Source organism: Bacillus thuringiensis, from assembly GCF_001455345.1.
In the GTDB taxonomy this organism is placed as follows: Bacteria; Bacillota; Bacilli; order Bacillales; family Bacillaceae_G; genus Bacillus_A; species Bacillus_A thuringiensis_N.
The window spans coordinates 1,540,585-1,557,456 of the sequence record NZ_CP013274.1; the positions used below are offsets into that span (position 1 = coordinate 1,540,585).

Sequence of the window (16,872 nt, forward strand, 5' to 3'; positions counted from 1 at the left end):
GTTTTTTTTATTATAGAAACTTTTAAGAGAAAACTCACATATTATATGAAAAAGGTAATATGAGGAGTGAATTTATTTTGTCAGAGTATATTTCATCACAAGGAGATTGTGCACCGGAAAATAGCGTTCATATTGATTGTTTTGGAGCAGTTCCGAACTCAGGAAATGATAGCTCATTAGCAATCCAGCAAGCTATAAATTATTGTGTAGCGAATCGAATTTCGACGGTTAGAATTACAGGGGTAAATACGTACAAAATTGTAAAGCCGATTGTTATTAAGTCAAATGTAAGATTAGAGTTAGATCCTACTGTAACGCTGCAAATTGATGGAGATTTTAATGCGTTTGAATTGCAACAAAATGCGTCTATAACAGGTGGTACAGTTCAAGTTATAAATTCAGTGTTTCAATCCGCTGTTATTTATATTTCCGGTTCACAACAAATAGAAGTTCCTAATCACTCTCTTATATCAAATATAAATATAATAAATGCAACGTCGTCATATAAAGGTAAAGCAATACACTTTTATTGTCAAAAAGCATGGGATTATATTAGTTTCTTTCAAGTTAATTTTATTCAAATTAAAAACTTTCAAACTGCAATACATTTGAAGACAGAATATATAGATGATATCAATACACCTTGCTGGATTAACGCAAATGTATTTCAATCTATATTTATTGATGGATGTCAGTATGGGATAGAAGTTGATGGGAACAGTGATTTACCAAATGAAAGTTCAGGAAATACGTTTCATGATATTCAAGTGCAATGTAGACAGCAAACGAAAAAAGTCATTCGTTGTACGGGTGCCTATAATACATTTGATTGTATGATTTGGGATACGTACCGGATGAGTAGTGAACAGATTGTCATTGAATTTTCTTCTAATTCGCATCGTAACTATCTGTTTTCAAATTTACTTTCTACAACTATTGTAGATAAAGGGCAATACAATGTTTGTAAGTCTACCTATGAAGAATCTCTTCGAATTCAGTTACCAATTACGTTAAATAAACCACATTTAATAGGGAATCAAGATGATATTTTAGTAAATGCTCAGCAGAAGTATACGATTAAGCAAGTAAGTGGGAAATTACCGTACGGGGGGAATCTCGTAAATTGTTTTAATTTAATAGATGAACAAAGTGTAAACTATATTGATGTTCCTGATAGTAATCCAGTTGTCATTGAACTAGATTTCACGAACAATCCAATCAAAATGTTGAATTGTTTTGGAATGTATTTTGGATGGGGAGAGAGCCCGAAGAAAATTAAAGTTGAATATGCATTAAGTGCAACTGGAAATTGGGTGGTTGCATCGGATGTTCCATTAAATGTAGGCGATACAATTATATCGAATATGAAAGCGAGTCAGTTATATAAAGTTAGAATTACATTGAGTGGTTATTCTCAAGATCATAAGCGTTTTCGAATTAATCGTATGTTTGCAAGGTCTTCTATGGAAAATGGGAATGCTTGGTTAGCAACAACTGGCGGAAGAATGTTTGGAGATATTGAAATAGAGGCAAGTAAAGGTATAATCATGAAGACTGCTAGTGGAGCGAAATGGAAAGTTACTATTAATGAGGCTGGCCAACTTATTACGACGAAAATAACTTGAGATGATGCTTAATTGTATATCATTGGACGAGTTACAACGTAGTGCGATAAAGGTAATGAAAAAGAGATTGTAATTTGGTTTCAACCAAATTACAATCTCTTTTTTGTTTCATTTAATCCCACCAAATCCAAGTCCAAAGGTAATTTCGTACATTTCCAGGAGTAATCCGTATGAAGCGTTCACCGTCAAAGAAGCAATTAAAATTTGGAAGTGTTTCATCTGGATTTTCTGTAACAAAGGTGACAATGTTTTCGTTACTTGTGATGGTTACTGTAATTGGTGGGTCGGTAGGCGAGGCTTGAAGTTGTAACGAAATATTAGCCGTATTTTTAAATTGATTATTAACAGGTGTACTTATCACTTGTACTGTGAATAATACGATAATTGTTTCGCTTGGTTCTAAATTAGTAGCGACTAGGAAACCGATATTCGGATTCGCTAGTGGAGAACGTTCCCCATTAATGGAGACAGTGCCGTTCATAAATTGTAAGCCTGCTGGAATAGTATCTTGTAAAGAAACATTTGAAAGTGAAACCTCGGAAGTATTCGTAATACGCACCGTGTAATCAAAATATTGATTTAAATAAGCTGAGCTGACGGAAGCGTTTTTCACTACTGTCGCAGTTATAAATTGAACTGGTATACGAACGATATTTGAATTAACAATAAAAGTAATAATTGGGGCCTGTGGTGTCAATTGGAAGGCGGCTGTAACTGTTGCAGAATTAATAATTGTACTGTTTGAAGGGATAGAAGTGACGAGAACTTGAAATGTTATCGTTGCTACTGTATCTGCAGGTAAAGCGCCAATATTAATACCAGTGTCTGGCCGGATATTTGGAACCGGAGTCCCGTTAATTGTTACGCTATTTTCTATAAATGTTGTACCAACTGGAATTATATCTAGGACGGAAGTACTGATTGTAGGAATTGGTGAATGATTTATCACTTCTAATGTGAAAGTTATGGTATCTCCTGTCGCTATGATAGATTTATCGGCTGTTTTTTCAATACTAACCATCGGATCAACTACTGTTGTTGTAACAGTATTTGTTTGCTTTGTAACGGTATTTATTTGCCTTGTAATCGTAATAGGTGGTTTGGTTGGACCGACAATAGGTGTATAGGAAATAGTAGCATCGTTATTGATTGTAGATTGAAGAGTAGAGGAAGATATTGTCACTTGGAATGTAATAATAACAGATTCATTTGGAGCAAGGTTTCCTAACGTAATACCATTTTCAGGATTTGCATTAGGCTGATTGAGTCCATTAATCGTAACACTACCAATGACGAATGTCGTATCTACTGGTGCCGTGTCTACTAGAAGAATATCTTCAATAGTCATATTACCACTATTAGTAATAGTAATGGTGTACGTTAAAGTTTGACCAGGTAAGGCACTCGTGAAATCAACTGCTTTTATGGCAATGACATTATCATTTTGAACGGTTGTTGTGACGGTATTTGTTGTCGTCGTATTCGTAACAGGTGCGTTATTTGGATTGACTATATAGTTAAAGGTAGTAATTGCATTGTTGTTGAGTTCATTAGGTGTTGGGATAGAAGTCACAGAAACTTGAAATGAAGCGATAGCATCTCCACCAACAATTATAGTGCCAATTGGTATGCCACTTACTGGATTAACTCCTGGAAGAGTTTCTCCGTTTACAATAACGCTATTTTCTATAAACGTAGTACCTTCAGGAATAATATCTTGAATGACTACATCATTTGCTGCAACATTACCAGTTTGATTGAGTGTAATCGTATACGTTAACGTGTCACCGACAGTTGCAAATGCAAGGTCTACAGCTTTATTACTATTCAAAGTCGCGTGATTAATTTCTGTTACGGCAGCTGATGAAATAATAGTTTCGGTAATAGGTGGTCGATCTGGTAACGTGTATTGAAATTCAATTGTACTCGTGTTAGAGATTGGATTTGTTTGTGGAATCGAAGTAACCCGTACTTGGAATAGAATAGTTGCTGTTGTATTAGGTGGAATGTTATCAATTTGTATCCCGCTAAGTGGATTGTCATTTGGACGAGCGTTGCCATTGACAATAACACTGTTCTCTATAAAGCTCGTATTTGCTGGGATGATATCTGTAACGATAATGTTTTCTACTTGTATATTCCCATTGTTTGTGATGGAAATTGTGTAAGGGATAATCGTTTGTAGGTCAGCGTATTGGATAGGCGTTGTTTTTGTTGCGACTATAGTAGCAGTAATAACTTCAGTGAAGGTAATATTACTAGTCGATATTTGTTCTTCTCCATTTATCGTATAACGAGAAGTTGATTGATTTTGAACATGGCCGCTAGCTGGAAGCGCTATGACGGTAACAGAAAATGTGACTGGGATAGAAATGTTAGGAGCAACCGTTCCTACAAGTATACCGGTACTTGGATTGGCGTTAAGCTGCGGAGTGTTATTTACTAAAACGCTACCGTCAATAAAGGTAGTTCCACCAGGAATATTGTCTGTAAATACAACAGCAGTGGCATCTGTATTCCCTGTATTCGTTAAAGTTGTTGTATAAGTTAAAATGTCACCAATTGTTACAGAAGTCAAATCAACAGTTTTAAGTGAAACGATATCAGCATCATTAATTTGAACGAAAGTAGTGTTGGAAGTAGTCGATTTTTGAATTGGTGCAAAATCAGGGTTGAAAATAAAGTCGTAGGCGATGTTTGCAGTATTAGGTGTTGGATTTACAGCAGGTAAATTCGTAACGGAAACTTGGAAGGTCATTGTAGCCACTTGACCTGATGCGATATTAGGGATGGAAAAGCCGATATTCGGATCTGCCGCAGGAAATGCAGTATTGTTAACTATTACACTTCCTGGGATAAATACTGTTCCATCCTCTATCGTATCTGTAAAAAAGATGGAGTTAGTTGTAGTGGAACCGTTATTTTGAATGAGTACTGTATATTCAATAGTTTCATCAATGTTAGCTAATACTGTATTAGCGGATTTTGTAGCGATAAGAATAGCATCAATAAATTGTATATTTGTAGCATTGGAAGAGGTCGTTTCTGAAATTGCTGGTGTGCTTGGGTCTGGTCGATACTCGTAGTGAATGACGGCGATATTATTAATGTTATTTTGAGGAGGTATAGAGACTACATTTACTTGGAACGTAACGATAATTGTATTATTTGGAAGGATAATATTAAGGGTGATTCCGGTACTTGGATTCTCGTTAGGTCTTGGTATACCATCTACAAGAATGCTATTTGGAATGAATGTGGTGCCAGCAGCGATTGCGTCAATTAGGAGAGTATTTGTAATAGGTACTGTACCAGCGTTTGTAACTGCGACTGTATATGTGATGATTTGACCGATGCGTGTAATAGATCTGTTAGCAGATTTAAGTGCACTAACATTTGCTGTACGGACTTCAGTAGTTACTGCATTTGATAACGATCTACGCTGAATAATTGGAGAACTAGGCTCAATTTGGTATTCATACGAAGTGTCTGAAATGTTAATGACTGTATTGCCAGGAGGTGTACTTGTAAGTTGTACTTGGAATGAAATAGTGACTGTTTCATCTGGTTGTATCGTGCCAAGAGTTATTCCATTTTCAGGGTTCGCACCAGGCTGAATGACATTATTTATTGATAAGCTATCTTCAATGAATATAGTACCTTCTGGAATATTGTCAATGAACAATGTATTGTTAGCCGGAACAGTTCCTATATTTTGTAGTGTATTTGTGTAGGTAATATTTTGCCCGATGGATACGAAAGTAACAACTGCCTGTTTAACAGAAATAATATTTGCATTTTGAAGTGATGTTGTAACGATATTAGAAGTTGCAGAGCGATTCACTGGGGGAGCTGTAGGAATGCTTACATATTGGTACGTTGCTGAAGATTGATTTACAATTTCGGTTTCAGTAGGTGGATTGTTTGTTTGTACTTGAAATAGTATTGTTTTGGAACTATTTGATGGGATCGTTCCAATTGATATTCCGTTTTCTGGATTTGTATCAGGCTGAAGTACACCGTTAATTGTGACGCTGTCGGGAACGAATGTAGTCCCAGCTGGAATCGAATCTGTAAAAATAATATTTATTGCGTCAACATTGCCGATATTTTTCACTTCAGAAATATAATGGATCGTTCCACCAATATCTACAGTTGTTGGATTGGATGTTTTTGTAATTGTCAATTGTGCTTGCACGAAATTTGTAATGACGATATTACTAGTAGATGTTTCCGTAATAGGCGGTTGCCCTGGATCTGGTTGAATTGTATATGTTGTATTGGATTGATTTGTAATCGATTGTTGCGAGAATGGATCGTTAATAAGAATTTGGAACGAAATAAGGTGAGTAGCGTTTGCTACTAGGTTAGGCAAAGTAACACCTGCGTTTGGATTTGCACCAAGTATAGCTGTTCCGTTAAGTGTAAAACTATTATCTACGAATGTAGTCCCTTCTGGAATAGTATCTGAAAATATAAGATTAGTAGCTTGAATATTTCCGGTATTCTCTAGTGTTATCGTATAGGTCAAAATGTCACCTATTGTTGCTTGTTGTGCATTGACTGCTTTTAATGAAAGAACATTCGCATCCGAAATTTGTGTGAATGCTGGATTAGACGTTATTGTTCGAGAGATGATAGGAGCGGTTGGATCGGCGATAAAAGTATAGGCAATACGGGCTATATTAGAAATTGGATTCACGCTTGGAATGGATTGAACGATAACTTGGAATGTTATGGTGATAATGTCTGAAGGCGCTATGGAGTTTAATGGTATCCCTACGTTTGGATCGGTACCTGGAGCTGAAACGCCATTAATGGTTACGCTATTCGGAATAAATGCAGTTCCTTCTGGGACCAAATCTGTTAAAGTAACTGTATTTGCAGTTGTATTCCCGTTATTTTGAACGACTACAGTGTAAGTGATTGTACCGTTAGTAGATTGTACGAGAGAATCTGTATTTTTAATTGCGGATAACGATGCATCAACGACAGCTGTACTAACCGTATTAGATGAGGAGGCTGCTGTAACTGGAGGTTGACTCGGATCGACAATATACGTGTAACTTGTAAGTGCTTGATTTATAATTGCTCCTTGCGATGGAATAGAGCTTGCAAGAAATTGGAACGTAATCGTAGCAGAATCACCTGGTGCGATAATACCAACTGGAATACCGAGAGTTGGACTTGCATCTGGAAGTGAAATCCCGTTGAGTGTAACACTATTTGGAACAAATAATGCTCCTTCAGGAACTCCGTTAATGAGTAATACAGAGTTTGCAGGGAAGTTTCCAGTATTCGTTAATATTGCTGTATACGTAATGATATCTAAGGTAGATACAATTGTTCGATTTGCCTCTAAAACAGTTGTAACAGTCGCGTTATTAATTTGTGTTGAAGCGCTATTAGAATTTATTGTGCTGGTAACAGGAGGAGCCGCCGGATCAACGATGAATGCGTATTGAATAGATGCAACGTTTGTAATTGGATTTGAAGGTGGAGTAGATGTAACTATGACTTGGAAAGTAACAGTTAAGGAATTACCCGCGCTAACGGTTCCGATATTAACTCCGTTATTTGGATTTGCACCTGGAATGGTATTTCCATTTACAGCAAAACTATTTTCAACAAAGGTCGTTCCTGCTGGAATGAGGTCTGAGAAATTTACATTCGTAGCGTTTGTATTGCCGCTATTTTGAATTAAAACGGTATAAGTGATCGTGTCTCCAATATTTGCAAAAGCTGTACTAGCAGTTTTTACAGCTGAAAGTATTGCTGAATTAATAGAAGTAACGAAGACATTCGTTTCCACGTTGCCAGGCTGAGCCTGTAATGCATTGCCTACGTTATATTGGAAGTTCACAAATCCTAAGTTTTGAAGTTCAGGAGTGAATGTTGTTGGATTGCTTACAATTTGAACTTGGAATATGATTGTTACAGTTTGATTTGGATTGATTGTATTTATGCCAACACCGTCAATGATAGAGGTGGATGGTAATGAAGTACCGTCAACAACAACTGATCCTGCAACAAATTGTGTCCATGATGGTAAAGGGTCTGAGAAAACAACGTTGTTAGCTGGAATATTTCCTGTATTCGTAATCGTAGTTGTATACGTAATCGTATCACCAATCGTTGCAAAAGCTTTATCTCCGATTTTAATCGTGTTTAAAATTGCACTTTCGATTTTTGTTGAAACAGTAGTAGAAGTAATGTTTTTTGAAACTGGTGGATTAGCCGGATTAACGATATGTTGAAAGTTAACGCTAGCTTGATTGGTAATTGGATTTATAGGCGGGATTTCATCTGCGATAATATTAAATGCCACAATGACAGATTGGTTTGGCGCGATATCACCAATTGGGACGCCTGTAATGATATCTGCATTTGGGATGCTAGTTCCGTTAAATGTAAAACTATTCGGTTCAAATGAAGTTCCGTCTGGAATAAGGTCGGTAAAAATAACATTTGTTGCACTAACATTGCCGCTATTTGTAATTGTAACGGTGTAGAGAATATCTTGCCCAATATCTACTGTTGACACATTTGAATTTTTTTGTGCAGTAAGGATAGCGCTATTAATTTGTGTGGTTGTTGTATTAGATTGATTAGAAGTTGTAATAGATGGCTGGCTAGGATCAACGACATAATGATATGTGATAGAAGCAGAATTAGAAATAGGATTAAGTGTAGGAAGTGTAGTAACAGTTGCTTGGAATGTGACGATTGCCGTATTACCACCATTAATGGAACCGATATTTACACCAGTAGATAAATTAGCATTTGGAATGGTTTGCCCATTAACTGTGAAACTATTTGGAACGAAACTTAAATTGCTATCAAGTATATCGGTAACGGTAACATCAGTTGCGGTCACATTCCCGGTATTAGGGAGGTTAAGTGTAAATGTTATTGTATTACCAACATCCGCAAAGGTAAGATCTGCTGTTTTTGTACTTATAATATTTGCGTTATTTATTTGAAGAAGCGTAGTGTTGGAAGTAGCTGAACTCGACACTGGAGGGTTAACAGGATCAACAGTAAACTCATATGTCGTTGATGCTGTATTCGGTGCTGGATTAATAGGTGGAATGCTGCTAACTGTAACTTGAAAGACGATACTATATATTTCATTTGGTGGAAGTGCTGCAAGTAATACACCTGTATTTGGATTCGCGTTAGGTTGTAAAACGCCATCAACGGTTAATGTGTTAGGAACAAATGTGAGTCCACTTGGTAATACATCTGTGAATATAATATTAGTTGCATCGGTATTGCCTACATTGGTAATAGAAGTAGTGTAAAAAGCAGTTTGCCCGATATCTGCATAGGATACACTTTCATTTTTCGTCATGGATAATATAGCTTCTGTAACTTGCGTGGAAACAGGATTACTAATAGAAGTTTCTGCATCAGGTGGTGAGACTAATTGATACGATGTCGATGAGAAATTTACAATGGTATTTTCAGTTGGGAAGGAGCTCACGTTTACTTGGAAGGAAATATTTACTGTAGACCCAGCTGTTATAGGCCCAATATTTACACCGTTTGTTGGATTCGCACCAATTTGAGGAATTCCATTAATAGAAAATGAGTTTGCAATAAATGTGGTTCCGCTTGGCGCGGTATCTGTAAAAATAACATTTTGTGCGGAGGAATTTCCGTTGTTTGTTAAAGCGACGGTATAGGTGATTGTATCTCCGATTTGGCTATAGGTTTTATCCACTTGCTTTGATGAAAGAATTGTAGCGGTATTAATTGTAGTAAATACAGTGTTTGAAGTAGCAGTTCTTGAAACAATCGGTGCATTTGGATCAGCGATAAATAAGTAAGAAGCAGTAGCCGCATTGGCAATAGGATTTTGAACAGGAGTCGAAGTAGCGGTAACTTGAAATGCTATAGATATTGAGCTGTTAGGGGCAATTGATCCGATTGTTATACCTGTATTAGGATCGAGCCCGATGTGTGTACTGCCATTGATTGTGACACTATTCGGAATGAACGTTGTACCATCTGGTATAAGATCAGTGAAAGCAATATTCGTTGCATTTGTATTGCCATTATTCGTTAAAATTGTAGTATAGGTAATGGTATCACCTAGTGTTACAATTGTTTGATCGACCGATTTTACCATCGTTATCATAGCATCTAATACAGGGTTTGTAACGATATTCGTTGAAGTAGAAGTAGTAATAGGAGCTGCGCTTGGATCAACAGTATAAGAGTATAAAATTGTATCGTTCCCCATAATTGAACTTGAAGGGGGTACAGAAATAACATTTACTTGGAAAGTAACAGTTACTGTTGCGCCAGGGGCGATATTTGGTATAGTTACTCCGAGTGCTGGCCGTGCACCAAATTGCTGCATACCATTGATTGTGAAGGAATTTGGTATAAATGTAGTGTTAGCTGGAATAGCGCTTGTGAATGTAATATTCGTTGTTGTTGTATTTCCTGTATTTGTAATAGTAGATGTATACGTAATCGTATCGCCAACAGAAATAATGGATTTATCAGCATTTTTTGTGGTAGTTAATATTGCGCTATTTATTGTCGTAGTAACGGTATTCGATGAAGCGGTTTGAGTGATAACTGGTTGACTTGGATCGACAATATGCTGAAATTGTACAGAACTAAAATTAGAAATTGGATTTATACTTGGAATGTTTGTAATAAGTACGTTGAGAGTAATCACAGCCGTTCCATTTGGGTTTATATTTCCAATCTGAATCCCGTTAGCTGGATTTCCGATTTGCTGTGTACCAGAATCGTTTGTAAGAGTGCCAGATATGAATGTCGTTCCATCAGGTAAAGTATCCGTAAAAATTATATTTTGTGAAGTGACATTTCCAGGGTTACTTAATGTAATCGTATAAGAAATTGTATCGCCAATTGTTGCGAAAGTTTTATCTACAGATTTGATTGCCACAATTTCCCCAGAATTTATTTGTGTCGAAACAGAATTAGATGTCGTATTTTGTGAAACAAGTGGTAAATTAGGTCCTGTCATAAATTGATAATCAATAGAAGCGCCGTTTACAACTGGTGAGTTTGGTCCTCCAGGTCCGATTGTAAAAATAGGATTTGGGATGCTAACTACTTGCACACGGAAGGTGACGTTTATAAAATCTCCTGCAATAATATCTCCAATGGGTATCCCGTTCGCTGGACTTACTCCAGGTAATAAAACTCCGCCTACTCGAACGCTATCTTCTATAAATACTGCGTTATTTGGAATTGGATCTGTAAAAATGATATTCGTAGCAGTCGAGTTACCTATATTTTCTAATAAAACAGTATACGTTAAAAATGAATTTCCAGGTGCGATGTCAGAGAATAGTCGATCCACACTTTTCGTTGCTTGAATAATTGCTTCGTTAATTTGAACTAAAGTTGGATTACTTGTAGCTGTTTCTGTCACCGGCGGCTGGGTAGGATCAACAATGATAGAGTATGTTGTGCTAGATTGGTTCAATGTTGGATTTGTAGCTGGTATTGAGCCAACGATAGCTTGAAAGCTAATGGTTGTCGTTCCTCCAACTGGAATTGAGTCTAAAGAGATTCCGCTATCTGGTCTAAATCCAAGTTGTGGGATGGAGTTAATTTGTACACTATCAGGAACGAATGAAAGTTCGGGTGGTAATATATCGATAAAAACAGGTGTGTTTGCGGTAGTATTTCCGCTATTAGTGAGGGTAGTTGTATACGTAATTGTATCTCCAACAGCAGCAAATGCGCTGCTTGCAGTTTTTGTTGCGATAACAGAAGCAGTATTTACTTGTGTAAAAGTTTTATTGGATTGAACTGTTCGTGAAACAGGCGGCTCATTTATATCAACAATAAAGCTATATTGAAGCGATGATTTGTTCGGAATTGGATTCGGGTTTGGCAGCGTTGTAATGTTTACTTGAAAATTGAGTGTAATCGATGCATTTGCATTCAAGTTACCAATATTGATACCGTTTTGCGGATTTGCATTTGGGACGGTTACACCATTTATCTTAAAGCTATTTGGGACAAAGGTAGTACCATTTGGAATGGAATCTGTAAACACAATGTTGTTTGCAGTCGTATTTCCTGTGTTTGTAACAGATGAAGTGAATGTAATCGTATCACCAATTGTAGCGAAAGTTGTACTCGCATTTTTATTTAAAACTAAAGTAGCATCAATAATTGGAGTAACCGTCGTATTCGTAATTGTACTATCAACAGCGGGTGATTGGTTTGGATTCACGGTGTATTCATAATTTACAAGAGCATTATTTGTTAATGTGCCACTAGGTGGTATCGCTAAAATTTGTGCTTGAAAAGTAATGAATACAGTATCTCCTGGGGGAATATCTGCTAAGTGAATACCAAGTGATGGATCTAAACCCGGCTGCGGAATATTATTGATAGTTACAGAGTTTTGGACAAATGAAGCGCCTGCGCCGAGTCCATCTGTTAAAACTGTAGCACTAGCAGGAATATTTCCTGTGTTCGTAACTGCAATCGTATAAGTAACGATATCCCCAATTGCAGCTGTCGGTGTATTTACTGACTTCGTAGCGACGATTGTAGCGTTATTAATTTGAGTTGTTATTACGTTACTTAACGCATTAGCGGATGCTGGAGGTAAGTTAGGATCTATGACATATTGGTACGCTGTATTGCTTTGGTTCGGGATTGGATTTGGACTAGGAATGGAATTTACTATTACTTGAAATGAGATTGTTGCACTTGTATTAGGGTTTATTGGATTAATTGCAATTCCACTTGCTGGATTTGTATTAGGGAGTGTATTTCCATTTACTGTTACACTATTAGGAATAAATGATGTTCCGTTTGGAATTACATCTGTAAAAATTACATTTGATGCAAGTGTGTTCCCGTTATTCGTTAAAGTAGTCGTGTACGTAATAATATCATTTACGTTAGCAAATTGTTTATCTGCCGATTTCACAGCGGCAATCGTAGCATTATTAATAGTTGTCTGTACGGTGTTAGAGGCCAACATCTGCGTTACAACTGGTTTGGATGCGTCGTACGTGTATTGGAATGTAGTGCTCGATTGATTCGTAATCGGATTTGGACTAGGAATAGTTGGTACAGAAACTTGGAATGAAACAGTACGTGATGAATTCGCTCCTATCGTGCCAATCAAAATGCCATTAGCCGGGTTTGCATTAGCTATAGGGACGCCGTTAATCGTTACAGTGTTAGGAAGGAAGATGGTACTAGCTGGAATGATATCTGTAAACGTTACATTGGAGGCAGGGATATTGCCGTTATTCGTTAAAATCGTTGCATAAGTTATGACATCACCAACATCAGCGAAATTTGTACTTGTTAGTTTCGTAGCGACAATATTAGCAGTATTAATTTGTGTCGTTACTATATTACTAGTAGCATTTCTCACAACAGCAGGTAAATTTGGATCGGCAATAAAGCTATATTGAAGTGCGGCGCTGTTTTGAACTGGATTTGGTGAAGGTAAACTGGTTGCACTAATTTGGAAAACAATTGTTGTAATTCCGCCTGCTGGAATCGTACCAACTTGAAGGCCAACACTTGGATCCGCACCTAGTTGTAAAGCACCACCTATAAAAATACTATTTGGTACGAGAGTCGTACCAGGAGGTAGTATATCAGTAACAACAACATTATTTGCAGTAGTATTTCCTGGGTTAGCTAGGGCAATGGTATATGTGATTGGTTGCCCAACATCAGCAATAGTTAAATCTACCTGTTTGACAATAAATACATTTGCTACATTAATTTGTGTACTTACAGTATTACTTAAAGATGTTTCTATAGTTGGTGGATCGCCCGGATTTAAAATAAAACTATACTGTGTACTAGATGAATTTATTGTTGGATTTTGTGTTGGTAAAGAGGTGACAGTTACTTGATAAGAGACGGTAAGTGAACCGTTCGCAGGAATGGAAGGTAAGGGAACACCGACATTTGGATCTGCGTTATTTTGGAGTACACCATTCATAAGGAAAGTGTTTTGGATAAAGGTAGTACCGTCTGGATTCGTATCTACGAAAGTAGGACTATCAGCAGAAACACTTCCTGCATTCGTTAAAACGACGGTATAAGTTAATACATCCCCTACAGTAGCGAACCCTTTATCTACTGTTTTGGCTGAAATGACATTTGCATCGTTTACTTGCGTAAATGTAGTAGTTGAAGTAGTGTTCTTACTTACAGGCGAAGCGTTTGGATCAACAATAAAGTTATAAGAGATAGAGGCACTATTCGAAATAGGGTTAGGGTTTGGAATGCTAGTGATTAATACTTGGAATGAAGCTGTAATCGTATTATTTGCATTGATGCTACCAATATTGATACTAGCTGGTGTTGCGCCCGGTTGAGTAACACCGTTAACGATAACACTGTTCGGTACAAAGGAAGTACCGTTCGCTATTGAATCGGATAGTACTACATTGTTTGCTGTAACATTTCCATTGTTTGTAAGAGCGAAGGTGTAAGTTAATACATCTCCAACTTCCGCAAACGTTTTATCTACAGATTTAGTAGCTTGAAGGTTTGCTAGTCTAATTGTTGATGTAACAGAATTAGAATTTGCTGTTTTTGAAGTTGGTGGCAGACTAGGATTTACAGTGTATAAATAAGAAACGAAAGCATTATTAATGATAGGATTTTGGGCGGTAATATTGATGACAGTTACTTGGAAAGAAAGTGTAAAAGTAGCTCCGCCAGGAATTGTACCGATAGGTAAAGCAACGAGAGAATCTACATTTTGCAAAACGCCGTTTAGTGTTACAGTACCAGGAGTTAAAATTGTTCCATTTGGAAGTGGATCTGTTAATTGCACGTTAGTTGCAGCTGTGTTTCCACTGTTTGTAATAAGAATTGTATAACTGATTGTTTCGCCAATTGTAGCAAATTGTTTATTTGTTGATTTTGTTAATGTTACATTCGCATTATTAATTTGAGTGGAAACGAGATTAGAAGAAATATTTTTTGTAACGGGTGATTGGCTAGGGTTGACGATGTATTGATAAGAAGCGTTTGATCCATTAGATACGACATTTGACGCGGGTATTGTATTTACTACTACTTGAAATGAAACGTTTTTTGTTGTACCAGTTGGGATCGATCCAATGTTCACACCGTTAGCGGGATTTGCTCCCACTTGTGTTGTGCCATCTATTGTTAAACTGTTAAGGACAAAAGTGGTTCCAGTAGGGATAGCGTCTGTAAAAATAATGTTGTTCGCATTTGTATTACCTGTACTTGTAAAGGAAACGGTGTACGTTAGTGTATCACCAATATCAGCGAAATTTTTATCTACTGCTTTTGCCATAGTGACAGTAGCGTTATTCACTTGAGTGGAGACAATATTCGTCGTATCAGTCCCACTTACTGCCGGCTGATTTGGAACAGGAATGTATTGGTATGTTGTTGTACCACTATTTAATATTGGATTTGTTTGGGGAATAGAAGGAACAAATACTTGAAATGCAACAGTAGTCGTAGAATTAGCAGCAATAGATCCAATTGATATACCAGTAGCGGGATTTGCTCCTGCCTGAGTAACACCATTAACAGTTACACTCCCTGGAATGAAAGTAGTTCCGCTAGGAATCGGATCCGTATATATAACGTTCGTTGCGGCGATATTGCCGATATTAGCTAAAGCGATACTGTAAGTTAGCGTTTCACCAATATCGGTAAAAAGTTTGTTAACTGATTTTGTTCCATTAATATCTGCGAGGTTAATTTGTGTTCCAGCAGAGTTGCTTGTAGCAAGACCGTTAAAGGTTGTTCCTCCAGCAATTGGTGTATATTGAAATGTAATATTAGCAGTGTTAGAAATCGGATTTGGATTTGGAAGTGAAACGACAGTCGCTTGGAAAGTTACTGTACGAGAAGCACTGTTATTAATTGTTCCAAGAGATATACCAGCAGCCGGATTAGCATTTGTTTGTGGTACGTTATCTACCGTTACAGTGCCAGGTATAAAGGAAGTACCGGTAGGAAGATTATCTATAAAAATAACGTTATTGGCGGGAAGAAGCCCGGTATTAGGAATCGTAACGGTATAAGTGACGACATCTCCAATTGCAGCGACACTTTTGTTTACGCTTTTCGTTGCTTGTATGTTAGGTGAATTTATGTTGATTTGTAAACCGACTGTATTTAACATATACGCGTCTCCGTTAGTAGTTAAACGGATGGCGGCGGACACTTGGGAATTTGTTAAATAAGGGGAAATATCAATAGAAGTAATGTCCCAGCCCTGTCTCCCGGCTGAGATATTTGTACCTGTAGAGGCACTTTGATTTCGCGTTCCAAATGTCCCAGTTGTATCTAAGTTTCCAGCAGCATTATTGACCTGAGAACCAAAAAAATTATTCACAGCATTATTTGGCCCAGATAATGCATTTAATGAACTGAAATTGGGTCCAAATAAAGCTTGATCCCCCGTTAAATCAGCATCTCCTTCGGTAGAACTTAAAAATAATCTCCCGCTTACAGGGCCTCCTGAAGGTGTTAAAAATCCTGAGACAGATACATCGGCACTACCAGTTTCTGCAGAAACACGGTTGCCTGCTACATAAATCGTTAAGTTTCTTGCGGGTAATGTCCCGTTCTGATAAGCGACGATAAGCGTCCATCCAGCTGAATTAATTGTTCCATTAGAAGCATCTATAGGATCTACAAGTCCAGGGACAGCTCCTGTAGTATAGGAACCAGAACCTCCAGCTTGAATAAGAGTGGTTACGTCTGCTGAACGAGTGTAAAAGCCAAATGTAATAGAATTTGAAACGAAAGTTTGATTTGAAGCTGTAACAGCTGAAGGAGTAATCGAGTATGTTGAAACAGGTGTTGTAAAAGAAACCGGGTTTCCTAATACACTCGTAATGTTTTGATCACGAGATAAATAGTTTCCACCCCAAACGAGTTCTGCGTAAAGAATCGTACTACCAGCAGGGATATTTAAAATAGCGGTAGAACTATTTTGTGTATAGTTTAACGTTGTACCAGCAGGAAAAGTAGGTACTTGTAAAGCGGTATTCGTAGTTGCGAATGCACCAATTGCCCCGATTGTACCAGCACGGTTTTGATTACTAATTTTACTTAAGCCTAAAGTATTTCCTGTAATAGCGAGTGCGCCGTTTGTGGTGGTAGAAAATCGATTCGTAATGGGCATGTTGTCACCTCATTTACAATATAGTCTTGGTCAAAATAGGATATGTGTGTGACAAATAAAGGGTAACATGTACAAGTTGAT

At 37.3% G+C, this 16,872-nt stretch carries 2 protein-coding genes; one reads left to right on the plus strand and one right to left on the minus strand.

What is annotated here, in order from left to right; genetic code table 11:
• Positions 1-77: 77 nt before the first annotated feature.
• Positions 78-1,625 carry a glycoside hydrolase family protein gene (locus tag ATN06_RS08280; protein ID WP_060630237.1) on the plus strand — a complete coding sequence of 516 codons (1,548 nt, stop codon included), beginning with the start codon at positions 78-80 and terminating at the stop codon, positions 1,623-1,625.
• A 112-nt stretch (positions 1,626-1,737) separates the two neighbouring features.
• Here ATN06_RS08280 and ATN06_RS08285 read toward each other — a convergent pair whose 3' ends face one another.
• Positions 1,738-16,791: a DUF7507 domain-containing protein gene (locus ATN06_RS08285; protein WP_060630238.1), complete on the minus strand. Its 15,054-nt coding sequence runs from the start codon at positions 16,789-16,791 to the stop codon at positions 1,738-1,740.
• Between the last annotated feature and the right edge of the window lie 81 nt (positions 16,792-16,872).

Excerpts from the sequence above, each read along its gene's own strand:
- ATN06_RS08285 (WP_060630238.1), bottom strand. The coding sequence starts at position 16,791 with ATGCCCATTACGAATCGATTTTCTACCACCACAAACGGCGCACTCGCT.